Annotated in this window: 17 protein-coding genes, 1 other RNA gene and 1 other annotated feature; of the genes, 13 read left to right on the top strand and 5 right to left on the bottom strand. The window is 39.8% G+C overall.

The window, feature by feature from the left end; genetic code table 11:
* Positions 1–45: 45 nt before the first annotated feature.
* From recJ to dtd, 4 genes are all read left to right on the top strand, one after another.
* Positions 46–2,397, top strand: coding sequence for a single-stranded-DNA-specific exonuclease RecJ (gene recJ / locus HCJ30_RS06475; RefSeq protein WP_185391438.1), 2,352 nt, complete (start codon positions 46–48; stop codon positions 2,395–2,397).
* The gene (locus HCJ30_RS06470) at positions 2,387–2,908 is read left to right on the top strand and encodes an adenine phosphoribosyltransferase (protein WP_185391437.1); all 522 of its coding nucleotides are present in this window, start codon (positions 2,387–2,389) and stop codon (positions 2,906–2,908) included. The genes recJ and HCJ30_RS06470 overlap by 11 nt, the downstream gene beginning before the upstream one ends.
* Positions 2,909–3,113: 205 nt before the next feature.
* Positions 3,114–5,330, top strand: a complete 2,217-nt coding sequence (locus tag HCJ30_RS06465) for a RelA/SpoT family protein (protein WP_185391436.1) — start codon at positions 3,114–3,116, stop codon at positions 5,328–5,330.
* A gap of 14 nt (positions 5,331–5,344) precedes the next feature.
* Complete coding sequence (gene dtd, locus HCJ30_RS06460; protein ID WP_185391435.1) at positions 5,345–5,797, top strand: D-aminoacyl-tRNA deacylase; 453 nt, start codon at positions 5,345–5,347, stop codon at positions 5,795–5,797.
* 37 nt (positions 5,798–5,834) lie between these two features.
* Here dtd and HCJ30_RS06455 read toward each other — a convergent pair whose 3' ends face one another.
* The gene (locus tag HCJ30_RS06455) at positions 5,835–7,118 is read right to left on the bottom strand and encodes an N-acetylmuramoyl-L-alanine amidase family protein (RefSeq protein ID WP_185391434.1); all 1,284 of its coding nucleotides are present in this window, start codon (positions 7,116–7,118) and stop codon (positions 5,835–5,837) included.
* A gap of 159 nt (positions 7,119–7,277) precedes the next feature.
* Positions 7,278–7,505, top strand: a binding site (T-box leader).
* A 63-nt stretch (positions 7,506–7,568) separates the two neighbouring features.
* Between HCJ30_RS06455 and hisS the strand changes: the two genes are divergently transcribed.
* Together hisS and aspS are read left to right on the top strand one after the other, a co-directional pair.
* Positions 7,569–8,846 (top strand): histidine--tRNA ligase, encoded by a 1,278-nt coding sequence (gene hisS, locus HCJ30_RS06450; protein WP_185391433.1) that lies wholly within the window; start codon positions 7,569–7,571, stop codon positions 8,844–8,846.
* A 1-nt stretch (position 8,847) separates the two neighbouring features.
* On the top strand, positions 8,848–10,623 hold the full coding sequence (gene aspS / locus HCJ30_RS06445) for an aspartate--tRNA ligase (RefSeq protein ID WP_185391432.1): 1,776 nt from the start codon (positions 8,848–8,850) through the stop codon (positions 10,621–10,623).
* A 44-nt stretch (positions 10,624–10,667) separates the two neighbouring features.
* Here the strand turns inward: aspS and HCJ30_RS06440 are convergent, their stop codons facing one another.
* From HCJ30_RS06440 to cymR, 4 genes are all read right to left on the bottom strand, one after another.
* Complete coding sequence (locus tag HCJ30_RS06440) at positions 10,668–11,048, bottom strand: hypothetical protein (RefSeq protein WP_008947890.1); 381 nt, start codon at positions 11,046–11,048, stop codon at positions 10,668–10,670.
* 149 nt (positions 11,049–11,197) lie between these two features.
* Complete coding sequence (locus HCJ30_RS06435; protein WP_185391431.1) at positions 11,198–11,563, bottom strand: P-II family nitrogen regulator; 366 nt, start codon at positions 11,561–11,563, stop codon at positions 11,198–11,200.
* Between the two features lie 13 nt (positions 11,564–11,576).
* Positions 11,577–12,782 (bottom strand): ammonium transporter, encoded by a 1,206-nt coding sequence (locus HCJ30_RS06430; RefSeq protein WP_185391430.1) that lies wholly within the window; start codon positions 12,780–12,782, stop codon positions 11,577–11,579.
* 244 nt (positions 12,783–13,026) lie between these two features.
* Positions 13,027–13,449, bottom strand: coding sequence for a cysteine metabolism transcriptional regulator CymR (gene cymR / locus HCJ30_RS06425; protein WP_008947887.1), 423 nt, complete (start codon positions 13,447–13,449; stop codon positions 13,027–13,029).
* A gap of 149 nt (positions 13,450–13,598) precedes the next feature.
* On the opposite strand from cymR, the gene HCJ30_RS06420 reads away from it, so the two are divergent.
* The 7 genes from HCJ30_RS06420 (at position 13,599) to recD2 (ending at position 21,506) form a co-directional block, all read left to right on the top strand.
* Complete coding sequence (locus HCJ30_RS06420) at positions 13,599–14,882, top strand: replication-associated recombination protein A (RefSeq protein WP_185391429.1); 1,284 nt, start codon at positions 13,599–13,601, stop codon at positions 14,880–14,882.
* A 70-nt stretch (positions 14,883–14,952) separates the two neighbouring features.
* Positions 14,953–15,147: non-coding RNA, 6S RNA (gene ssrS, locus HCJ30_RS06415), on the top strand.
* A gap of 114 nt (positions 15,148–15,261) precedes the next feature.
* A complete protein-coding gene (locus tag HCJ30_RS06410) occupies positions 15,262–16,410 on the top strand; it encodes a cysteine desulfurase family protein (protein ID WP_185391428.1) in 1,149 nt (382 codons plus the stop codon).
* Positions 16,411–16,428: 18 nt separating this feature from the next.
* A complete protein-coding gene (gene mnmA / locus HCJ30_RS06405; protein ID WP_185391427.1) occupies positions 16,429–17,544 on the top strand; it encodes a tRNA 2-thiouridine(34) synthase MnmA in 1,116 nt (371 codons plus the stop codon).
* A 118-nt stretch (positions 17,545–17,662) separates the two neighbouring features.
* Entirely contained in the window at positions 17,663–18,403 is a 741-nt protein-coding gene (locus HCJ30_RS06400) for an alpha/beta hydrolase (protein ID WP_185391426.1), read from the top strand.
* Between the two features lie 43 nt (positions 18,404–18,446).
* Positions 18,447–19,085: a tetratricopeptide repeat protein gene (locus HCJ30_RS06395; protein ID WP_185391598.1), complete on the top strand. Its 639-nt coding sequence runs from the start codon at positions 18,447–18,449 to the stop codon at positions 19,083–19,085.
* A gap of 24 nt (positions 19,086–19,109) precedes the next feature.
* A complete protein-coding gene (gene recD2 / locus HCJ30_RS06390; RefSeq protein ID WP_185391425.1) occupies positions 19,110–21,506 on the top strand; it encodes an SF1B family DNA helicase RecD2 in 2,397 nt (798 codons plus the stop codon).
* Positions 21,507–21,543 lie beyond the last annotated feature (37 nt).

The following is a 21,543-nucleotide window of genomic DNA, read 5'->3' as shown; positions in this document are numbered from 1 at the left end:
TCTAGTGATTTTCGATATAATAGGAAGGTTGAGAGGTGGGGTAATGTGATTCATTCAAAATACTTATGGAATATCGAGGAAGCAGCAGAAGATAAAGCTAGCCAATTAGCAGAACAGCTAAAAATCTCGCTTCCACTTGCAAAACTACTTTGGAAAAGAAAAATTACTACGCAAGGACAATTCGATAAATTTTTCCACCCAGAAAAATATGAAAGCTACGACCCATTTTTATTTGCAGAGATGGATCTTGCGGTTGCTAGAATTAAGCAAGCGATAGAATTAAATGAGCAGATTTTAGTTTACGGCGATTACGATGCGGATGGTGTTACGAGCATTGCTGTGTTAATGAAAACGCTGCGTCATATAGGTGCGAACGCTGAATTTTATATTCCTAATCGTTTTACAGAAGGATACGGCCCGAACATTGCCGCATTTGATATGGCGAAAAATCAAGGAACTGATTTAATTATTACGGTTGATAATGGGATTGCAGCGCTGGAAGTCATGACGCATGCGAAAGAAATTGGTTTAGATGTTATCGTTACAGATCACCATGAGCCACGTGAGGTAATGCCAGAAGCTGTTGCGGTTATCCACCCGAAACATCCGAAGTCGGCTTATCCATTTGATGAGCTTGCTGGTGTAGGTGTTGCGTATAAATTATCTCATGCGCTACTTGGGGAAGAGCCAAAGGAATTGCTTGATTTGGTTGCTGTAGGTACGGTTGCCGATTTAGTTTCTTTAACAGACGAAAACCGTTTGCTCGTACAACTTGGTTTGCGTCAATTGCGTGAATCCGCGAATCTGGGTCTTTCGGTTTTAGCCAAGAAAGCTAGCTTAAAGTTGGAAGAGGCTACCGAAGAAACGATTGGCTTTGGTTTGGCGCCGCGACTTAATGCTGTTGGTCGTTTAGGCCCAGCCGATCCAGCTGCTGATTTACTTTTAACAGAAGATCCGGAAGAGGCGCTTTTCTTAGCGGAAGAAATTGACGATGCGAATAAGGAACGGAAACAAGTCGTAGTAGACACAACGAAACTTGCGATGGAAGTAATCGAAGCGAAAGAAACGTTAGGGAATGTCCTCGTTGTTTACGGAGAAGGTTGGAATACTGGTATCCTAGGCATTGTCGCTTCTAAATTAGTTGGTACTTACTCTCGTCCGGCTATTGTGCTCGGTATTGACCCGGTAACAGGTATTGCCAAAGGATCAGGCCGAAGTGTAGATGCGTTTCATTTGTATCAAGCGCTTGATAAACACCGTGATTTAATGACTGCTTTTGGCGGGCATCCAATGGCGGCAGGTTTAACACTACCAGCTGAAAACTTGGCCGATTTAGAAGCTAAATTACAAGAAGAAGCTAGTTTTCTTTCCGAAGAAGATTTCCGACCAGCTTTAAAAATAGAAGAAAAAATCGATTTAGCAGACGTTTCTGTTGCTTTTATTGCGCAGTTAGAAAAATTAGCACCATTCGGCATGGACAATCCCAAACCAATCTTCCTTTTAGAGAATATGCATTTAAAAGGGACGAAAAGAATTGGAGCGGATAAAACCCATCTAAAAACGATGCTTGCGACGACTGAAAGTGATGCTACGCTAGATTCTATCGGATTTGGTGTTGGTGATTTAGTAGAAAAAATTTCTCCATCAGCAGCCGTGAATGTCGTTGGGGAATTGTCCATCAATGAATGGAATAATGTCAAAAAACCACAGCTACGAATGATGGATATTCATATCGCGCACTGGCAACTTTTCGATGTGCGGAGTAAAGCGGAATGGGCGAGAATCCTTCAAGAACAAACAGCGTCAAGAGTGTTCGTTTGCTTTGAAGAAAGGACAATTGCGGCGCTCGGTGAACAAAAATATATTTTAGTCGATGAAAAAACGGATTTTACGGCCGATTTCGAGACGGAAGAACTTGTTTTCGCAGATATGCCAACAAATATCGAATTAATTGAAACGATTGTTCGCGAAACAAAACCAGAACGTATTTTTGTCCATTTTGATGCAGCTGAAGGGAATCAAATCCCAGCAATACCGGACCGAGTAGCGTTTGCAGAGCTATATAGTTTAATAAAAAAATTCCAACCATTTCCAATCGAAAAGTACACACCACGGCTAATGCAGAAGTTTGGCTGGAATAAAGATCAAATAGATTTCATGTCAAAGGTGTTTTTTGATTTAGAATTTGCTAAAATGGATAGTGGTCAGATTATTATCAATGAAGTTGTTGAAAAACGTAATCTGGACGAGTCACTTGTTTATCAACAAAAGGTAGAAGAAATAACTACAAGAAAAAAACTGTTGTACTCCAATTATACTGAGCTTCATAGTTGGATGAAATCAATGATGGAAACATCAATTTACCCGAATGCGGAGGAACTAGAAAATGGAAATTAAAGATTTACAAAATTACGTAGCGATTGTGAACGATTGGCCGAAAAAAGGGATTGTTTTTAAAGATATTACACCACTTATGAATGATGGTGAAGCTTATCGTTTTGCTACAGATAAAATCGTGGAATATGCAAAAGAATTAAAAATTGATATTATTGTTGGACCGGAAGCACGTGGTTTCATTATTGGTTGCCCAGTTGCTTATGCGTTAGGAATTGGTTTTGCGCCAGTTCGTAAACCAGGAAAACTTCCTCGTGAAACAATCGAAATGGAATACGATTTAGAATATGGTACAAACAAATTATCGATGCATAGCGATGCCATCAAACCGGGCCAACGCGTACTTATTACAGATGATTTGCTAGCAACAGGTGGAACAATCGAAGCGACAATTAAACTAGTAGAAGAACTAGGCGGTATCGTAGCTGGTTGTGCTTTCCTAATCGAACTTAAAGAACTAGAAGGACACAAAAAATTAAATGGTTACGACCGTTTAATTCTGATGCAATTATAAAAAATAAACTACTCCTATTATTTTAGGGGTAGTTTTTTGATTGAAAAAGCTGGAAAGTACTAGAAAATCTGAAAAATCAAGGAAAAGTGCTTTCTAAACAAAGTGGCCTCATGCTATAATATTAGACAAGAATATTTTTTAGAGCACTCAGTTATTGGGTGTTTTTAAGTTGTAGATATTTCAAGGGATAAGAGGGTGAATGTAAATGGCGAAAGAACAAAATCTGACAGCTGAGCAAGTCATCGATATGGCTTCTCATTATATGAATCAGGAACATCTAGCGCTCGTAAAAAAAGCGTATGAATTTGCGCGCGATTCTCATAAAGAACAATTTCGTAAATCAGGTGAGCCGTATATTATTCATCCAATTCAAGTTGCTGGCATTTTAGTAGAATTAAAAATGGATCCATCGACAGTTGCATCAGGATTTTTGCATGATGTTGTGGAAGACACGCCAGTCACGCTAGCAGATTTAGAAGAAGTTTTCGGCAGTGAAGTTGCCATGCTAGTAGACGGTGTAACAAAACTTGGTAAAATCAAATATAAATCACATGAAGAGCAACAAGCAGAAAATCATCGAAAAATGTTTATTGCCATGGCGCAGGATATCCGCGTTATTTTAATTAAACTGGCAGACCGTTTGCACAATATGCGGACATTAAAACATTTGCCAGTAGAAAAACAACGTAGAATTGCGAATGAAACACTAGAAATTTTTGCACCACTTGCGCATCGTTTAGGGATTTCCCGCGTAAAATGGGAACTAGAAGATACGGCCTTGCGTTATTTAAATCCGCAACAATATTACCGTATCGTTCATTTAATGAAACAAAAGCGGGATGCAAGAGAGCGCTATTTACATGACGTGATTGATGGCGTCAATGAAAACCTAGATGAACTCAATATTCAAGCAGATATTTCTGGTAGACCGAAACACATTTATTCAATTTACCGGAAAATGAGCGAACAAAACAAACAATTTAACGAAATTTATGATTTACTCGCGGTTCGTATCGTTGTTAGTAGTATCAAGGATTGCTATGCCGTTCTTGGTATCATTCATACACGCTGGAAACCGATGCCAGGACGCTTTAAAGATTACATTGCAATGCCTAAGTCCAATATGTATCAATCGATTCATACGACGGTTATCGGGCCTCAAGGCGAACCACTTGAAGTCCAAATTAGAACACACGAAATGCACCAAATCGCTGAATACGGGGTTGCGGCACACTGGGCTTACAAAGAAGGCAAAGTCGTCAATTCTAAAACATCCTTCGATAACAAACTAACGTGGTTCCGTGAAATTTTAGAATATCAAAATGAATCGGATAACGCCGAAGAATTTATGGAAAGCTTGAAACTCGATTTGTTTTCCGATGTTGTCTACGTATTCACACCAAAAGGCGATGTATACGAGCTACCGAATGGCTCTGTACCACTTGATTTTGCTTACCGTGTCCATACAGAGATTGGAAACAAAACAATCGGTGCAAAAATTAACGGAAAAATTGTCACGTTAGATTATAAATTAAAAACGGGCGATATTATTGACATCTTAACGTCCAAACATTCATATGGCCCAAGCCGCGACTGGTTGAAATTAGTTCAGACGTCCCAAGCGCGCAACAAAATCAAGCAATTTTTCAAACGACAAGCGAAAGAAGAAAATGTTGAAAAAGGTCGCGATTTAATAGAAAAAGAAATCAGACAGCTTGGATTCGAACCGAAAAAAATTATGGTTCCCGAAAATCTGCGTAAACTAGCGGATAAATTGAATTTCTCGCATGAAGACGATCTGTTTGCCGCAGTTGGATATAATGGGATTACAGCGTTACAAGTGGCCAATCGTCTAACCGAAAAACTACGTAAAGAGCGAGAAATTGAAGCAGAAACCGAGAAGTTGCTCACCCAATCTGAGAATAAACCATCCAATTCAGATGCAAACAACGAAAAACTGAAAATCAAACACAATGCAGGTGTCGTTGTTCAAGGTGTAGGGAACTTATTGATTCGTCTTTCAAGATGTTGTAATCCAGTACCTGGTGATGATATCGTCGGTTACATTACAAAAGGTCGCGGAATTTCTATTCACCGCCAAGATTGCCCGAATGTACAAGCAATCGAGCCAGAACGACTAATCGATGTTGATTGGGAAGATACTGATTCTCAAGCGAAAAACGATTACAATGTCGATATCGAGATTTATGGCTATAATCGCAATGGTTTACTAAATGATATTCTGCAAGTAATCAATAGTTTGACATCCAATATTAACGGAGTCAATGCCAAAGTCGATAATAATAAAATGGCAACCTTAGTTGTCACGCTGCAAATTCATAATATTAATCATTTACAACGCGTAGTGGATAAAATAAAACAAATCCCAGATGTTTATACTGTGAGAAGATTAATGAACTAAAGGAGTGAAGGGCGATGCGTGTACTACTGCAAAGGTGCTACGAAGCATCTGTAAAAGTAGAAGAGGAAATTATCGGCGAAATAGCTGGTGGTCTTTGTCTGTTAGTTGGATTTACTCATAGCGATACACCAGAAACAGTTGATTATATCGCGAACAAAATCGTTGGGTTACGAATTTTCGAAGATGAGTCAGAAAAGATGAATATTTCTTTAGCAGAACGAGGCGGCGCGATTCTTAGTGTCTCTCAATTCACTTTATATGCGGATGTTAGCAAAGGGAAACGTCCGAGCTTTACAAAATCTGCTCCAGGCGAAAAAGCAGAAGCGTTATATGACTTATTTAACCAAAAGCTTTCAGACGCAGGTTTTATTGTTGAAACAGGGGTGTTTGGCGCATCAATGGATGTGAAAATTGTCAATCACGGTCCCGTTACAATAATGCTTGATTCCGACGAAATGCGAAAATAAAAAAACGATCATTCAGGTCATCTGAATGATCGTTTTTTTAATTAGAGAAGTAATTTGATAAACCATCTGTTACAGAGTCAGCGATTTGACTTCTATAAGATGCGGAATTAATATTACGTTCATCTTTTGCGGAACTTAGATAACCAAGTTCTAAAAGTACAGCTGGTTGTGAATTCTCTCTGACTACATAATAATCGCCAACTCGTGAGCCGCGGTTAGAAGTAGGGAGGTCGTTCCCAAGCGTTGTATTAATACTTTCTGCGAGCGATTTGTCGCTATTATCATAATAATAGGTTGTTTGACCGCTGACCGCTTTACTCGTATCTTCTAAACTGTCAAAATGAATGCTAATAAACACATCGGCGTTATTTTTAGCAGCTACATTTGTTCTCGCTTTTAAAGAAATGTATTTATCGCTGTTTCTTGTTAAAATTACTTTCGCGCCTCTGGATTCAAGCTTTTCTTTTAGTTGTTTAGCTGTTTTTAAAGTCATTTCTTTTTCGATTGTGCCATTTGCACCTTTTGCACCTGGGTCATTGCCGCCGTGTCCGGGGTCAATAACGATGGTCGCTTCGGATAATTTGGTTGTTTTACTACGAGGGCTTGATGTTTGTCCTTTATCGGAAACATCGACAACCCAGTTCGCTACATAACCTTCTTCACCGCTTGTTGTACGAATTTTATACCAGTCACCTTGTACTCCTTGGATAGCAAACCCTTGGCCAGAATTTGCTTTTTCGATGACGGCGCCATCACGGCTTGGTTTATTTCTAATATTAGTGGAGTCGTCGCGAATTGTTACTGTTTGAAGTTCGCTTTCATCAACTTTCGTAACGGATTCACGGATTGTTAAGTAATCGGAGCTAACCCATGCGCTTTTACCATTATATTGGATTTGCGCCCAGCCGTTTTGTTGGCTAGTTACTGTTACTTGATCCCCTTTATTTAGTAAGCCAAGTGAATTACTAGAGGTACTTGGTTTTTCGCGGACATTTAAGCCGCCATCAGATGAGACAATAGCTACACTGTTACTTGCAGCGCTGACGTCAGTATTTTCTACTAACCAGCTAGCAACCCAACCGCTATTCCCGTTATCTAATTGAACTTTGTACCATTGATTTTCTTCACCGACTACCCGGAGTACTTCATTTTTTCTGGCTTGGCTCGTTACATCATAGGCTAAACCAGGACCGCTGCGGACATTTAAGACTTCTGCTTTGACGACAACGGAATTCGCATTCGCCATCGCAATGGTTGTAAATATACCTGCTGCAATCAATAAAATGGAGACAACGGTGATAAAAATGAATTTATTTTTCATTTAAAGCTAACACCACCCATATACTCATAAACTTTTATCTGACAGTAAAATGTTACCATAAAATGCGCTTTCATGGAACTAGAAAGTGGAATTTTATAAAAAAACTGGCAAAATGTTGACTTTTCAGTGTGTTTTTAGTAATCTTAGAATAATTCATATTTAAAACTAGCGACAGAGAAAAGTACGAAAATCCATGCTATACAGAGAATTTATCCCATTTGGCTGAAAGGATAAAGATAGTCATATTTTCCGAAAAGACACTCTCGAGGTTTCTTGTTGAAAACAGTAAGCAAGAACGTATTCAGGCGTTAACTGACTTAAGTGAGGACTCATTAGTAGTTCTAATTAGGGTGGTACCACGGGTGTAAATAAACTCTCGTCCCTTGTTTTTATAACAAGTGACGGGGGTTTTTCTTTATATTTTGAAGTAGAAAAAGGAGGTTTATGGTGATGGATTTGCAATTACCAAGAGGGACACGAGATATTTTGCCGGAAGAGGTTAGTAAATGGCATTTTTTAGAGACAGAGTTTAAAAAAGTTTGCGAAAACTACCAATACGAAGAAATTAGAACGCCTATTTTTGAACATACGGAATTATTTGAACGTGGGGTTGGTGATTCCACAGATATCGTATCGAAAGAAATGTACACGTTTGAAGATAAAGGTGGTAGAAGTTTAACGCTTAGACCAGAAGGGACTGCTTCTGTTGTTCGTGCTTTCGTTGAGCATAAATTATACGGCGAAGTGAGCCAACCTATCAAAATGTACTATAATGAGCCGATGTTCCGCTATGAACGTCCACAAGGCGGAAGACAGCGCCAATTTACCCAAATGGGCATTGAAGCACTTGGAAGTGATGATCCGTCGATTGATGTGGAAGTTATCTCGCTAGCAATGGAGTTTTTCCGGAAAATTGGACTAACAAATATTAAATTAGTTATTAATAGTCTTGGAGATAAAGAAAGCCGTTTGAAACACCGCGAAGCACTTGTTGCTCATTTTGAGCCGCATATCGATGAATTTTGTTCGGAGTGTCAGGTACGTTTACACAAAAATCCACTGCGTATTTTAGATTGCAAAAAAGACCATGATAATCCGCTTATTCAATCCGCACCATCTATTTTGGACTTTTTGAATGAAGAATCTGTTGCCTATTTTGAAAATGTTAAAAATTACTTGACGGCACTTGGGGTTCCTTTTGAAATTGATCCGACGATGGTCCGTGGTTTAGATTATTATAACCATACAACCTTTGAAATTATGAGTGTGGAAGAAGGATTCGGCGCAAAAACCACGCTTTGTGGTGGGGGAAGATATCACGGCTTAGTAAAAGAGTTTGGCGGACCAGATACACCGGGAATCGGTTTTGGGATTGGTGTAGAGCGAATCTTGCTGGCTTTAGAAAAAGCGGATATCGAAATACCAGCCAAAAAGCCGCTGGAAGTATACGTGATAACTGCCCAACCAGAAGCAGAATTAAAAGCTGTAACACTTGTAAATAAATTAAGACAAAATGGCATTAGTGCAGAAAAAGATTACTTAAAACGTAAATTCAAAGCACAATTAAAAGATGCCAATCGAAAAAATGCTGTCTACACCATCATTCTTGGTGAGGAAGAACTACAAACAGGCAACTACCAATTGAAAAATATGGAAACAGGCGAGCAAGAAGCTGTTTCTGAAACAACGATATTAGAAAAACTAACAAACACCAAGGGGGAGAAATAAAATGGAAAAACGTACAAGTTACTGCGGAGAATTAAACGAAACCCATATCGGTCAAAGTGTTGTCCTTCATGGATGGGTTCAAAAACGACGCGATTTAGGTGGACTTATTTTCATCGATTTACGCGACCGTGAAGGGATTGTGCAAGTAGTTTTCAATCCGGAGTTTTCAAAAGAAGCACTCGAAATTGCTGATAGCGTTCGTAATGAATTTGTTGTTACCATTAAAGGGAAAGTACATGCTCGTGGCGAAAAAGCTATCAATGACAAATTAGCAACAGGAAAAGTAGAAATTTTAGCAGAAGAAATTACCATTTTAAATACATCTAAAACACCACCATTTTATATTGAAGATGGCGTGAATGTTTCGGATGAACTTCGCTTGAAATATCGTTACTTAGATTTACGTCGCCCGGAAATGAACAATATTTTCAAAATGCGCCATACGGTAACAAGAACGTTCCGCAATAAATTAGATGCACTTGGTTTCTTTGATATCGAAACACCTTACTTAACTAAAAGTACGCCAGAGGGTGCGCGTGACTATCTTGTACCGAGCCGTGTTTATCCTGGTAACTTCTATGCATTACCGCAATCGCCGCAAATTTTAAAACAGTTGTTAATGACGGCTGGTTTTGATAAATATTATCAAATCGTACGTTGTTTCCGCGATGAAGATTTGCGCGGTGACCGTCAACCGGAATTTACACAAATTGATTTAGAAACAAGCTTTTTAACAAAAGAAGAAATTCAAGCAATTACGGAAGATATGCTGGTAGATGTTGTCAAAGAAGCAAAAAATATCACCATTGAAAAACCGTTTCCTCGTATGACGTATAAAGAAGCAATGGATCGTTTTGGCAGTGATAAACCGGATATTCGTTTTGGTTTAGAATTACAAAATGTATCGGATGTCGTAAAAGATGTTGATTTTAAAGTCTTCCAATCCGCAATTGAAAATGGTGGCGAAGTGAAAGCAATCAACGCGAAAGCAGCCGCAGCTAATTTTTCTCGTAAAGATTTAGATGCACTTGGCGTTTTTGTTGCTAACTACGGTGCGAAAGGTCTTGCATGGCTAAAAGTTGAAGCAGGCGAACTAAAAGGACCGATTGCTAAATTCTTCCCTGAAGATAAAGCGGCAGAACTACAAGCAGCATTACAAGCCGAGGATGGCGACTTATTATTATTTGCAGCTGACAAAGCAGATGTCGTTGCCGCATCGCTTGGAGCGCTTCGTAATAAGCTTGGCAAAGATTTAAACTTAATCAATGAAGAAGAACTTGCTTTCTTATGGGTAACAGATTGGCCATTATTCGAATATGATGAAGAAGCTGGTCGCTATGTATCTGCGCATCATCCATTCACTTTGCCAAAAGAAGAAGATATTCCACTTCTTGAAACAGATTCTTCCAAAGTAATGGCAGAAGCATATGATATCGTCTTGAATGGTTATGAAATCGGCGGCGGTTCATTGCGTATTTATAAAAAAGAAGTACAAGAATCGATGTTCCGCGCGCTTGGTTTCACGGATGAATCAGCGAAAGAACAGTTTGGCTTCTTAATGGATGCGTTAGAATATGGCACGCCGCCACATGGTGGTGTCGCGCTTGGCCTAGACCGTATCGTCATGATTTTAGCTGGCCGAAACAACTTGCGCGACACAATTGCATTCCCTAAAACAGGAAGTGCTGTAGACCCGTTGACAAATGCGCCAGGAGAGGTTAGTTCCGCTCAACTTGCGGAATTGAAATTGGAAACAGTGAAAAAAGAATCGAACTAAAATGAAAAAGAAGCTGAGCGGGTAGCGCTCAGCTTCTTTTTGTTTTAAAAATCATCACTTAATTCTTGAATATTTTCTACATGTACTTTATTAACTAATAACCCTTGATTGGAATCATTGGACCAAAACGGACCGTCCAATTCTTTCGCTTCATTGGAGCTGATTTTATTTTTGTTATAAAAAGTGGCTTCCACATTGTAGCGATTCCCTTTTTTTACTGCATCCCAGCTCTCTTCGGAAAGCGGTAGTGTAATGGATTTGTTTCCAGCGCCATCGATGGTACCAGTGACGGTATTATCTTTTGCTTTTTGATCTACCACGAAATTGAAGGTAACATCTACTTTTGACGAAGCGTGCTGATAAAGATAATAGCCACCGAAAAGCAAGATAGCTGCTAGAAGGGTGAAAATGGGGATTTTACGCATAGGGAATTTCGCGCCTCCTTATCTATTCTAAACGTTCTTCCTTTTTCATTATAAGTGTAAAAGCTAAGAAGCGGAAGGGGTAAACGCCATTTCTCATTGATTTTTTAGAATAGAGGCCCCATTTTTAATTAATTCACCATTTTAACTATTCATTTTGATGGTTTATCTTGTAATGCATCGACGCCTGTCTCTCCTGTACTGATTTTAATGACTTCTGCTAGCGGGTAAATAAAGACTTTTCCGTCGCCGGGTTCGCCAGTTCGAAGCGTTTCTTTTACGACGCGGAGCACATCTTCAACCGGAACAGTAGATACAACAATTTCAATTTTCATCCGTTCATGGATATTGGTTTCTTTTTTTGTACCACGATAAAGTTCGATAAAGCCTTTTTCAAGACCGGTTCCAAGCGCTTTCGTGACAGTTAAACCGCTCACGCCGATTTTCGCAAGTTCTTTTTGAAATAAGTTAAAACGATTTGGACGAGTGATAATTTCGATTTTTGTTAATCCAGACATATTGTTGCCTCCCTTATTCTTGATATGCTTTTTCGCCGTGAAGCGTCAAATCAAGTCCTTTAAATTCTTGTTCTTCATTTACGCGAATTGGTAAAAATAGTTTGATGATCACGACGATGAGGGCCGTTACCACAGCGACATATGCGACAGTTGAGCCGATTGCGATTAGCTGTTTCACTACTAGAGATGCGTTACCGTAAAATAAACCATCTGCTCCAGCTTCATTTACTTTCGTTGTAGCAAAAAGTCCGGTTGCGATGCCGCCCCAAATACCACCAATACCGTGAAGGCCAAACGCATCAAGCGCATCGTCGTATTTTACTTTGCCTTTCAACCAGAATACAGCCCAGAAGCATAACGCTCCGCCGAGGAAACCGATAATCAAAGAACTTGGGACAGTAACAAATCCAGCAGCAGGGGTGATAGAAACTAAACCAGCAATAGCTCCAGAAATCGTTCCAAGCATCGTCGGTTTTTTATTCGTTAACCATTCGACAAGTCCCCAACCGATAATACCAGCTGCAGCCGCCGTATTCGTATTAACAAATGCCGTCATCGCCACGTTATCAATCGTTAGGGCGCTCCCAACATTAAATCCATACCAACCAAACCAAACGAGAATGCCACCGATAAGTGCGAGCGGCAAGTTATGCGGGGAAGCAGAGTCCGCTTCTTTTCTCCGACCAATCATAATAGCGAGTACCAATCCGGTTACGCCTGAGCTAATATGAACCACGTTTCCGCCGGCAAAATCAAGTGCTCCTAGATCGCGTAACCAACCGCCATCGCCCCAAACCCAGTGGGCAACAGGGGAATAAACAAGTAACGACCACAAAATAATGAAAATCAAATATGCGGAGAAATTCATTCGTTCTGCAAATGCCCCGGAAATGATAGCTACAGTTAAAATAGCAAAAGTCATTTGGAACATCATAAAGAGAATATGTGGAATAGCATCTGAGTAAGTATCGTTTGCAGCGAACCCGACGTTATGAAGGAATATCCAGTCAAAACTGCCAATAAAGCCGTTTCCAGGTGCAAAAGCTAATGAATAACCAACAATCACCCAAAGAATAGAAACAATTGCCATTGAGCTAAAACTATACATTGCCGTACTTAACACATTTTTGCGCCGAACCATGCCACCATAAAATAATGCAATTCCTGGTGTCATTAACCAAACCAATAAAGTACAAAAGAACATAAATACTGATTCCATACTCAACTCTCCTTTTGTTAGATAAGCTAACATGATTTATTTTATTTATGCGTTCATCATACACTATATTCAAATAAAGGCAAGAATATTTTATCAATTCAATTAATTTGGTTAGATAATCTAACATATAGCGTTTTCAATTGATTGCTTTTCGGGTTCATTTCAGAATAATCAGACAAATAGAGAGGTGGAAATTCCGTTTAAATGGCAGATGAAAAGCCTATTCGGAAATAGGCTTTTTTCATTAAATATAAAACATGTAACCATCCGATAGTTCGGAGTCTGTCGAATGTTTTAATAAGTCAGCAAGTGTCGTTTGATCTAATACATCGCGGACAGCATTACGCATGCGGGTCCATAGTTCGCGTTGTGCCGCTTCCTCGTCTTCCATACTCTCGACAAGTACGATAGGGCCTTCCAGCGTGCGAATAATATCGCCAGCCGTAATTTTTTCTGGATCACCATTTAACACATATCCACCGTGCGCCCCGCGGATACTTTTGACAATTCCTGCATTACGTAATGGTCCGATTAATTGTTCTAAATAATGTTCGGATAAATTTTTATCTTGAGCGATGCTGCGAAGGGAAATAGGGCCATCGCCAATTCTTTTTGCTAATTCTAATGTTATTGTTAGGCCATAACGACCTTTTGTTGTGATTTTCATTTTTATTTAACCTCCAGTAATTTCGAAACCGCTTATACCGCATCTATTATATCGGAATTACAGAAAGAAGGCAAAGGAAACAAGTAGGTGAACGCACAGATGTTCTTATGTTATAATAGAAAACAAGCAAAATAAGAAGGAGCGGTTATATGGCAATTCAACCTTTAGCTTACCGGATGCGCCCAAAAGCACTAGATGAAATCGTGGGACAAACGCATTTAGTCGGTAAAGATAAAATTATTTACCGGATGGTCAAAGCAAAACAATTATCTTCTATGATATTATATGGACCGCCTGGAATTGGAAAAACCTCGATTGCAAGCGCGATTGCTGGTAGTACGAAATATGCTTTTCGTACATTAAATGCAGTAACGAATAATAAAAAAGATATGGAAGTAGTGGCTGCTGAAGCAAAAATGAGCGGTACGGTAATTCTGCTTTTGGATGAAGTACATCGTTTAGATAAAGCCAAACAAGATTTTTTGCTTCCTTTACTGGAAAGTGGTGCAATCATTTTAATAGGCGCGACGACAAGTAATCCATATATCGCCATTAATCCGGCTATTCGAAGCAGAACACAAATTTTCGAATTAAAGCCTTTGACGGTAGAAGACATTATGATAACGATGGACCGAGCGCTTAGAGATAAAGAACGAGGACTCGGGAATTATGAAGTAGAAATAGATGAAGTAGCGAAAAAACACTTTGCAACGGCTAGTAATGGCGATGTGCGTAGTGCGCTGAATGCCCTCGAGTTAGCAGTTATTTCATCCGAACCAAACGAAGCTGGAGTTATTCATATTACAGTGGAGGTAGCAGAAGAGTGCTTACAAAAGAAAAGTCTCGCACATGATAAAGACGGAGATGCGCATTATGATGTGCTAAGTGCGTTTCAAAAATCAGTTCGAGGTAGTGATGTCAATGCTGCACTCCATTATATGGGACGTTTGATAGAAGCTGGGGATTTAGTGAGTATTAGTAGAAGAATGCTTGTTATGGCATACGAAGATATTGGCTTGGCTAATCCACAAGCGGGCGCACATACATTAGCCGCGATTCAAACTGCAGAAAAAGTCGGCTTTCCAGAAGCACGAATCCCGCTTGCAAATGCGGTAATCGAGCTATGTTTATCACCGAAATCCAATTCAGCTATTATGGCGATTGATGCCGCGTTAGCAGACATTCGCCAAGGAAATAGCGGGGAAGTGCCGGACCATTTGCGTGATGGCCATTACTCCGGGGCGCAAAAACTTGGTCGAGCGATTGACTATAAATACCCGCATAATTATGAGAACGCGTGGGTTGATCAACAATATTTACCAGATCGACTCAAAAAGAAATTATATTATGAGCCAAAATTTACTTCTAAATTTGAGCAAACAATTGCCGGCGTGTACCAAAAAATTAACGAAAACAAAGCAAAAAAAGAATAAAAAAAGTGCCAAATGAAAAGTCGCTAACATTGAAATTTCGTCTTTCCTATGGTATTCTAAATGAAGAAAAGAAACCCTAATGTATTCGATATAGTTCCTATATTTTTGAACCGAACAATTTTTTATACCTAGGGAGCTTGGAGTTCCGGCGCGGCGCACATGCCTTCACACGAGGAAGTGCAAACCGTTAGACAGAGCACCCACCTGCTTTAATTGAGAGCGGGTTCAAAGGAAGGGAATCCTAAACGGTACGATTGGGGTTTCTTTTTTGCGTGTAAATAGGAGTTATTCCTCTTTACTTTACAGGAGTATTGCTGTTACAATAAGAAACGATTAACGGCGAACAGGAATTCGTCTACAAAAAAGGACGCGATAAAAAATGGAAAACAGAATTTACTTAGACCATGCTGCGACAAGTCCAATTCATCCAGAAGTTATCCAAACAATGCTTGGCGCAATCACTAATACGTACGGCAATCCTTCCAGTATTCATTACGCTGGACGAGAGGCAAGAAAAGCATTGGATGAAGCTCGTCACACAATTGCTAAAAGTATCCACGCTACAGAAAAAGAAATTATTTTTACAAGCGGCGGTACAGAAGGCGATAATTTGGCACTTATTGGAACGGCTTTGGCACATCAAGAAAACGGAAAACACATTATTACTTCTCAGATTGAGCATCATGCTGTTTTAAAAACATGTGAATATCTTGAGACTCAAGGCTTTGAAGTGACTTACTTGCCAGTAGATGAGCATGGAATCGTGTCAACAGAGAGCGTAGAGAAAGCTTTACGACCAGATACAATTCTCGTTTCCATCATGTACGGTAATAATGAAATTGGCTCGATTCAGCCGATTGCGGAGATTGGCGCGGCGTTAAGCGAACATCAAGCCATTTTCCACACTGATGCAGTACAAGCTTACGGGCTATTAAATATAGATGTAACAGAACTTGGAGTAGATTTATTAACTACTTCTTCTCATAAAATAAACGGACCACGCGGCGTAGGTTTTTTATACGTCAAAAATGGGACGCGTCTTGCGTATCAAATGCACGGCGGCGAACAAGAACGAAAACGACGCGCTGGTACAGAAAACTTAGCGGGGATTTGTGGGTTTAGTGCAGCTTCTACCATTATGACAAATGAACGCGAACTGAAAAACGAGGAATATGTTTCCTTTAAAAAACGGATGGCAGAAATTTGGCGTTCGGCTGAGCTTGATTTTGAAGTGAATGGTTTAGAAGCGAACACTTTACCGCATGTTTTTAGCGTGCGTTTTCCGGGCGTTTCGATTGAACAATTATTAATGAATTTAGATATGGAAGGAATTGCCGTTTCGAGTGGTTCGGCATGCACGGCGGGGACAGTAGATCCGTCGCATGTTTTAGTAGCGCTTTTTGGTGAAAATCATCCAGCGATTCAAGAAACAGTTCGGATTAGTTTTGGACTGGGAAATCATTTAGAAGAAGTGGAAACGGCAGCTACGAAAATAAGTGAAGTAGTAGCGCGTTTAATGAAAATATAAGAAGGCGAGGAGCTAGTTTTGACTACAAATAATAGTGACATTCGTGTCGTTGTCGGCATGTCAGGCGGAGTGGATTCATCAGTCACTGCTCATATATTGAAAGAACAAGGTTACGATGTCATTGGAATTTTCATGAAAAATTGGGACGATACCGATGAATTTGGTGTTTGTACAGCAACGGAAGATTACGATGATGTTATTCGTGTAGCAAACCAAATTGGTATCCCGTATTATGCGGTCAATTTTGAAAAAGAATATTGGGACAAAGTGTTTACGTATTTCTTAGATGAATACAAACTTGGTCGTACGCCAAACCCCGATGTGATGTGTAATAAAGAAATTAAATTTAAGGCATTTTTAGAACATGCGGAAAGTCTTGGCGCGGATTATGTGGCGACTGGTCACTATGCACAAGTGAAAAAAGTAGGTGATGAAATCGAATTGCTTCGTGGCGTCGATAACAATAAAGACCAAACGTACTTTTTAAACCAACTTTCCCAAGACCAACTGAAAAAAGTCATGTTCCCACTTGGCGGTATGGAAAAAACCGAAGTACGTGAAATCGCGAAAAAAGCGGGACTTGCTACTGCTGACAAAAAAGATAGCACCGGCATTTGCTTTATTGGCGAAAGAAACTTTAAGCAATTTTTAAGTGAATATCTTCCAGCACAACCCGGCGAAATGAAAACCTTAGACGGCGAAGTACTTGGTAAGCATGATGGCTTAATGTATTACACTATTGGTCAACGTCATGGTTTAGGTATTGGCGGAGACGGTGAACCTTGGTTTGTTGTCGGTAAAGATTTGAAAAAAAATGTGTTGTTTGTAGAACAAGGTTTCCATCATGAAACATTGTACTCAGATTCCTTAATTGCGACCGATATCTCTTTTACTACCAATGCAGAAAAACCAAAAACAATCGAATGTACTGCAAAATTCCGTTATCGTCAAACAGATACAAAAGTAACGGTACACTTACGCGAAGATGGTACAGCCGAAGTTGTTTTTGCTGACCCAGTGCGCGCTATTACACCTGGTCAAGCAGTCGTTTTCTATGATGGCGACATTTGTCTTGGCGGCGGAACAATTGATACTGTTTGGAAAAATGGCACGCAATTAGATTATGTAGGTTAAAAATTGGAACCGGAGAATCTTGTTTTCTACGAGACTCCGGTTTTTTCCTGTTCAAAAGCGTTTTTTTAAACAGATTTTGTGGTAAAATATTATACGAAACAGGGAAAAGAGGTCCTTTATGAAAAAGATAGCGATTTTCGGGAGTGCGATTGTTATATTTTGCCTCCTTATATGGGGATATTTTTATTTCAACTCAGAACCTTCTACGATTGCAGAAAATGCTGCAAATTCATCTAAAACAGTAGATGTGCTCGAGGAAAATGACATTCTTGTTTTTACGCCGCGGAAATCTGATGCTGGTATGAGTATTATTTTATATCCAGGTGCGTTTGTGGATGCGCTTAGCTATGCACCGCTTGCAAACAAATTAGCTTCGAGTGGTTATAAAACGTATATCGTCGAAATGCCCCTTAATTTAGCTGTTTTTGGCAAAAATCGAGCGGCGGATATTATTGACGAAGCTCCTGATGAGAAATTTGTGATTGGTGGTCATTCGCTAGGTGGTGTGATGGCTTCAAGATTCGCACACGATAATGAAGCAGAACTAGAAGGCGCATTTTTCTTAGCCAGTTATCCCGATGAAAAAGGTTCACTCAAAAATGCTCCTTTTCCAGCTATTTCTATTACTGGGACAAAGGATGACGTCTTAAATCAAGATGCTTATGACAAAAATAAAAAATACTTACCTAAAGATACTACTTTTGTTTCAATCGAAGGCGGAAATCATGCGCAATTTGGTGCTTACGGCGAACAACACGGTGACGGAAAAGCAACAATCAGTGTAACCGAACAGACAGATCAAGTCGCAAATGCGATTATTTCGTGGCTGAATACATCGGTAAAAAATCAAGAAAGATAAGAGGGAATAGAAAATGGATAAAAACCAATTAGGCATCAAACAAATGCAAGAAGGCAATTTAGAAGAAGCGGTCAAATTATTTACAGAAGTCATCGAAGAACATCCAAGTGATCCAGTTGGTTATATCAATTTTGGGAACGTATTGCTTTCCATGGATGACTTTGAACGTGCAGAATTATTTTTCAAAAGAGCGCTTGAACTAGATGATACGGTTCCGGCGGCTTACTATAGCTTAGGCAATTTATATTATGAATTAGAACGTTATCAAGAAGCCGCTGATAGCTTCCAAAATGCCACCAAACAAGGGATGGAAAATGGCGACTTATTTTTCATGTTAGGAATGAGCTTTGTTCAAATGGAAGAATTAACGCTAGCGATGCCGTATTTACTTAGAAGTGTGGAGTTAAATCCAGAAGACGGGGAAGCATTATTCCAATATGGAATTGTACTTGCTCGAAGCGGTTTTTATGAAGATGCGATTACGATGCTGGAACGCGTACTGCTTGTGAAACCAGAAGATCCAGATGCGCTTTACAATATTGGTGCTGCTTATCTAGCGTGGCAAGGCGATATCGTACTTGCAAAAACATATTTCGAACGCGCTCTTGCAACTGGTATACCACATGAATTAGCCGAAAACGCATTAAATGCCATTCAAGATTTAGAAAATGAAGCAGAATAATTTTTAGAAAGGAGGCGGCTTTAGATGGCTGAACAAGACTCTCTCGCCTTATTTGATGATACACCAGAAGAACTTTTCATGAAGGGCACGATGCTGTCTACCATTTTTTATAATGCCGAAAACCTCTTTTCTGTTGTGCGAATACTTGTGAAAGAAACCAATGCGGATTGGGATGAAAAAGATATTATCGTCACCGGCTTTTTCCCAGCACTTCACGAACAAGAAGTCTATACATTTTACGGAAAAATGCAGGAACATGCCAAATTTGGTCAACAATTCAAAGCAGATAGATTTCGTAAAGAAATGCCACAATCGCGCGCCGGCTTAATTAATTATCTTTCCGGAGAACTCTTCAAAGGAATTGGTAAAGTGACAGCCGAAAACATTGTCGATACGATTGGCGACGATGCGATTACGAAAATTTTATCGGACCCAAGCTTGTTAAATACGGTGCCTAAATTACCATCTGGCGCAGCGGAAAGTTTGCTAGCGTCCCTTAGAGAAAATCAAGGCTTGGAACATGTGATGGTCGGGCTGAATGAATATGGCTTTGGTCCACAGTTATCGATGAAAATTTTCCAAGCGTATAAACAAAATGCAATGGAAGTGTTAGAAAACAATCCGTATAAATTAATAGAAGACGTCAAAGGAATTGGTTTTCAACGAGCGGATGAACTGGGACGAAAACTCGGTCTTGGTGGGAATCATCCAGAGCGGCTTCGTGCGGGGATTTTATTTATGCTGGATTCTGTCTGCATGCAGCAAGGGCATGTGTATATGGAGCAAGAAGTTCTTCTCGGAGAAGTGACCTATTTGCTGGAAGAAAGTGAAGGCATTCGCATCGACCAAAGTATTTTAGTGTCCCAAGTCGAAAAATTAGCAGAAGAACAAAAGATAATTACCGAAAATACACGTGTTTATATGCCTTCGCTATATTATTCAGAAAGTGGCTTTGCGTACCATGTGAAACGAATGATGAAACAAACCGAATATCAAGAGCAATTTCCGCAATCTGAATTTTTACTGGCTCTCGGGGAATTGGAAGAACGAATTGGTGTTCACTATGGCGACTCACAGCGTCAAGCTTTAGAGCAAGCCTTAATGTCTCCAATGCTCGTGCTTACTGGCGGACCCGGGACAGGTAAAACGACGGTTATTAAAGGAATTGTAGAATTGTATGCTGAGTTGAATGGTGTTAGCCTTGATCCGCACGCGTACAAAGATGGAGCCACTTTTCCAGTATTACTTGCGGCTCCAACTGGACGAGCGGCGAAACGAATGTCTGAATCAACTGGGCTTCCAGCGATGACGATTCACCGTTTGCTTGGAATGAATGGTCAAGAACAAATGGACGACGACGCAGAAAGACTCATTGATGGCCGACTTTTAATCGTTGATGAGATGTCGATGGTGGATATTTGGCTTGCTAATCAATTGTTCCGGGCTTTGCCAGCGCATATGCAAGTCGTGCTCGTAGGTGACCAAGATCAACTACCATCAGTTGGACCGGGGCAAGTATTAAAAGACATTCTTGAGTCAGAACAAATTCCAACCGTGGCACTTTCAGATATTTATCGCCAAAAAGATGGATCGTCGATTATTGAAATGGCGCATTATATTAAAGAAGGCATGTTACCAGCTGATTTCACGAAAAATAGAGCAGATCGTTCTTTTTTCCATTGTACGGTGAACCAGATTGGTGATGTCGTTGAACAAGTAGTTAAAAATGCGAAAAATAAAGGCTTTCGAGCAAAAGACATTCAAGTTTTAGCGCCGATGTATCGTGGGCCAGCGGGAATTGATATTTTAAATAAAAAACTCCAAGAAATTTTTAATCCAAATGATACAGGACGGCGAAAAGAAGTCCAATTTGGCGAAATTAAGTATCGGGTTCACGACAAAGTACTGCAACTAATTAATCAACCAGAGAAAAATGTATTCAATGGCGATATTGGTGAGATTGTTTCGATTATTTATGCGAAAGAAAATACCGAAAAGCAAGATATGATTGTCGTGCAGTTTGACCAAACAGAAGTTTCTTATTATCGGCAAGAATTTAACCAATTAACACACGCTTATTGTTGTTCGATTCATAAAGCGCAGGGAAGTGAATTTCCGATTGTAATTATGCCGATTGTTCGGAGCTATTACCGCATGTTGCGCCGTGATTTACTTTATACCGGAGTAACAAGAAGTAAACAGTTTCTAATTCTCTGCGGGGAAGAAGAAGCTTTTCGAATGGGAATAGAACGAATTGATGAAAATAAACGCAATACGACACTTTCCGAACGTTTAATGAGCGAAGATGTAATGCTCGAACAAATGACGAATAAACGAATACTTACCTCCGAAAATATTACCGAAATTGATCCAATGATTGGGATGGAAGGGATTACTCCAGAACAATTTATGGCAGGATAAAAAGAACCGCTTTCTAATTGACTAGAAGGCGGTTCTT

Source organism: Listeria cossartiae subsp. cossartiae (genome assembly GCF_014224155.1).
In the GTDB taxonomy this organism is placed as follows: Bacteria; Bacillota; Bacilli; order Lactobacillales; family Listeriaceae; genus Listeria; species Listeria cossartiae.
This window is presented reverse-complemented; position numbering and strand designations above follow the sequence as displayed.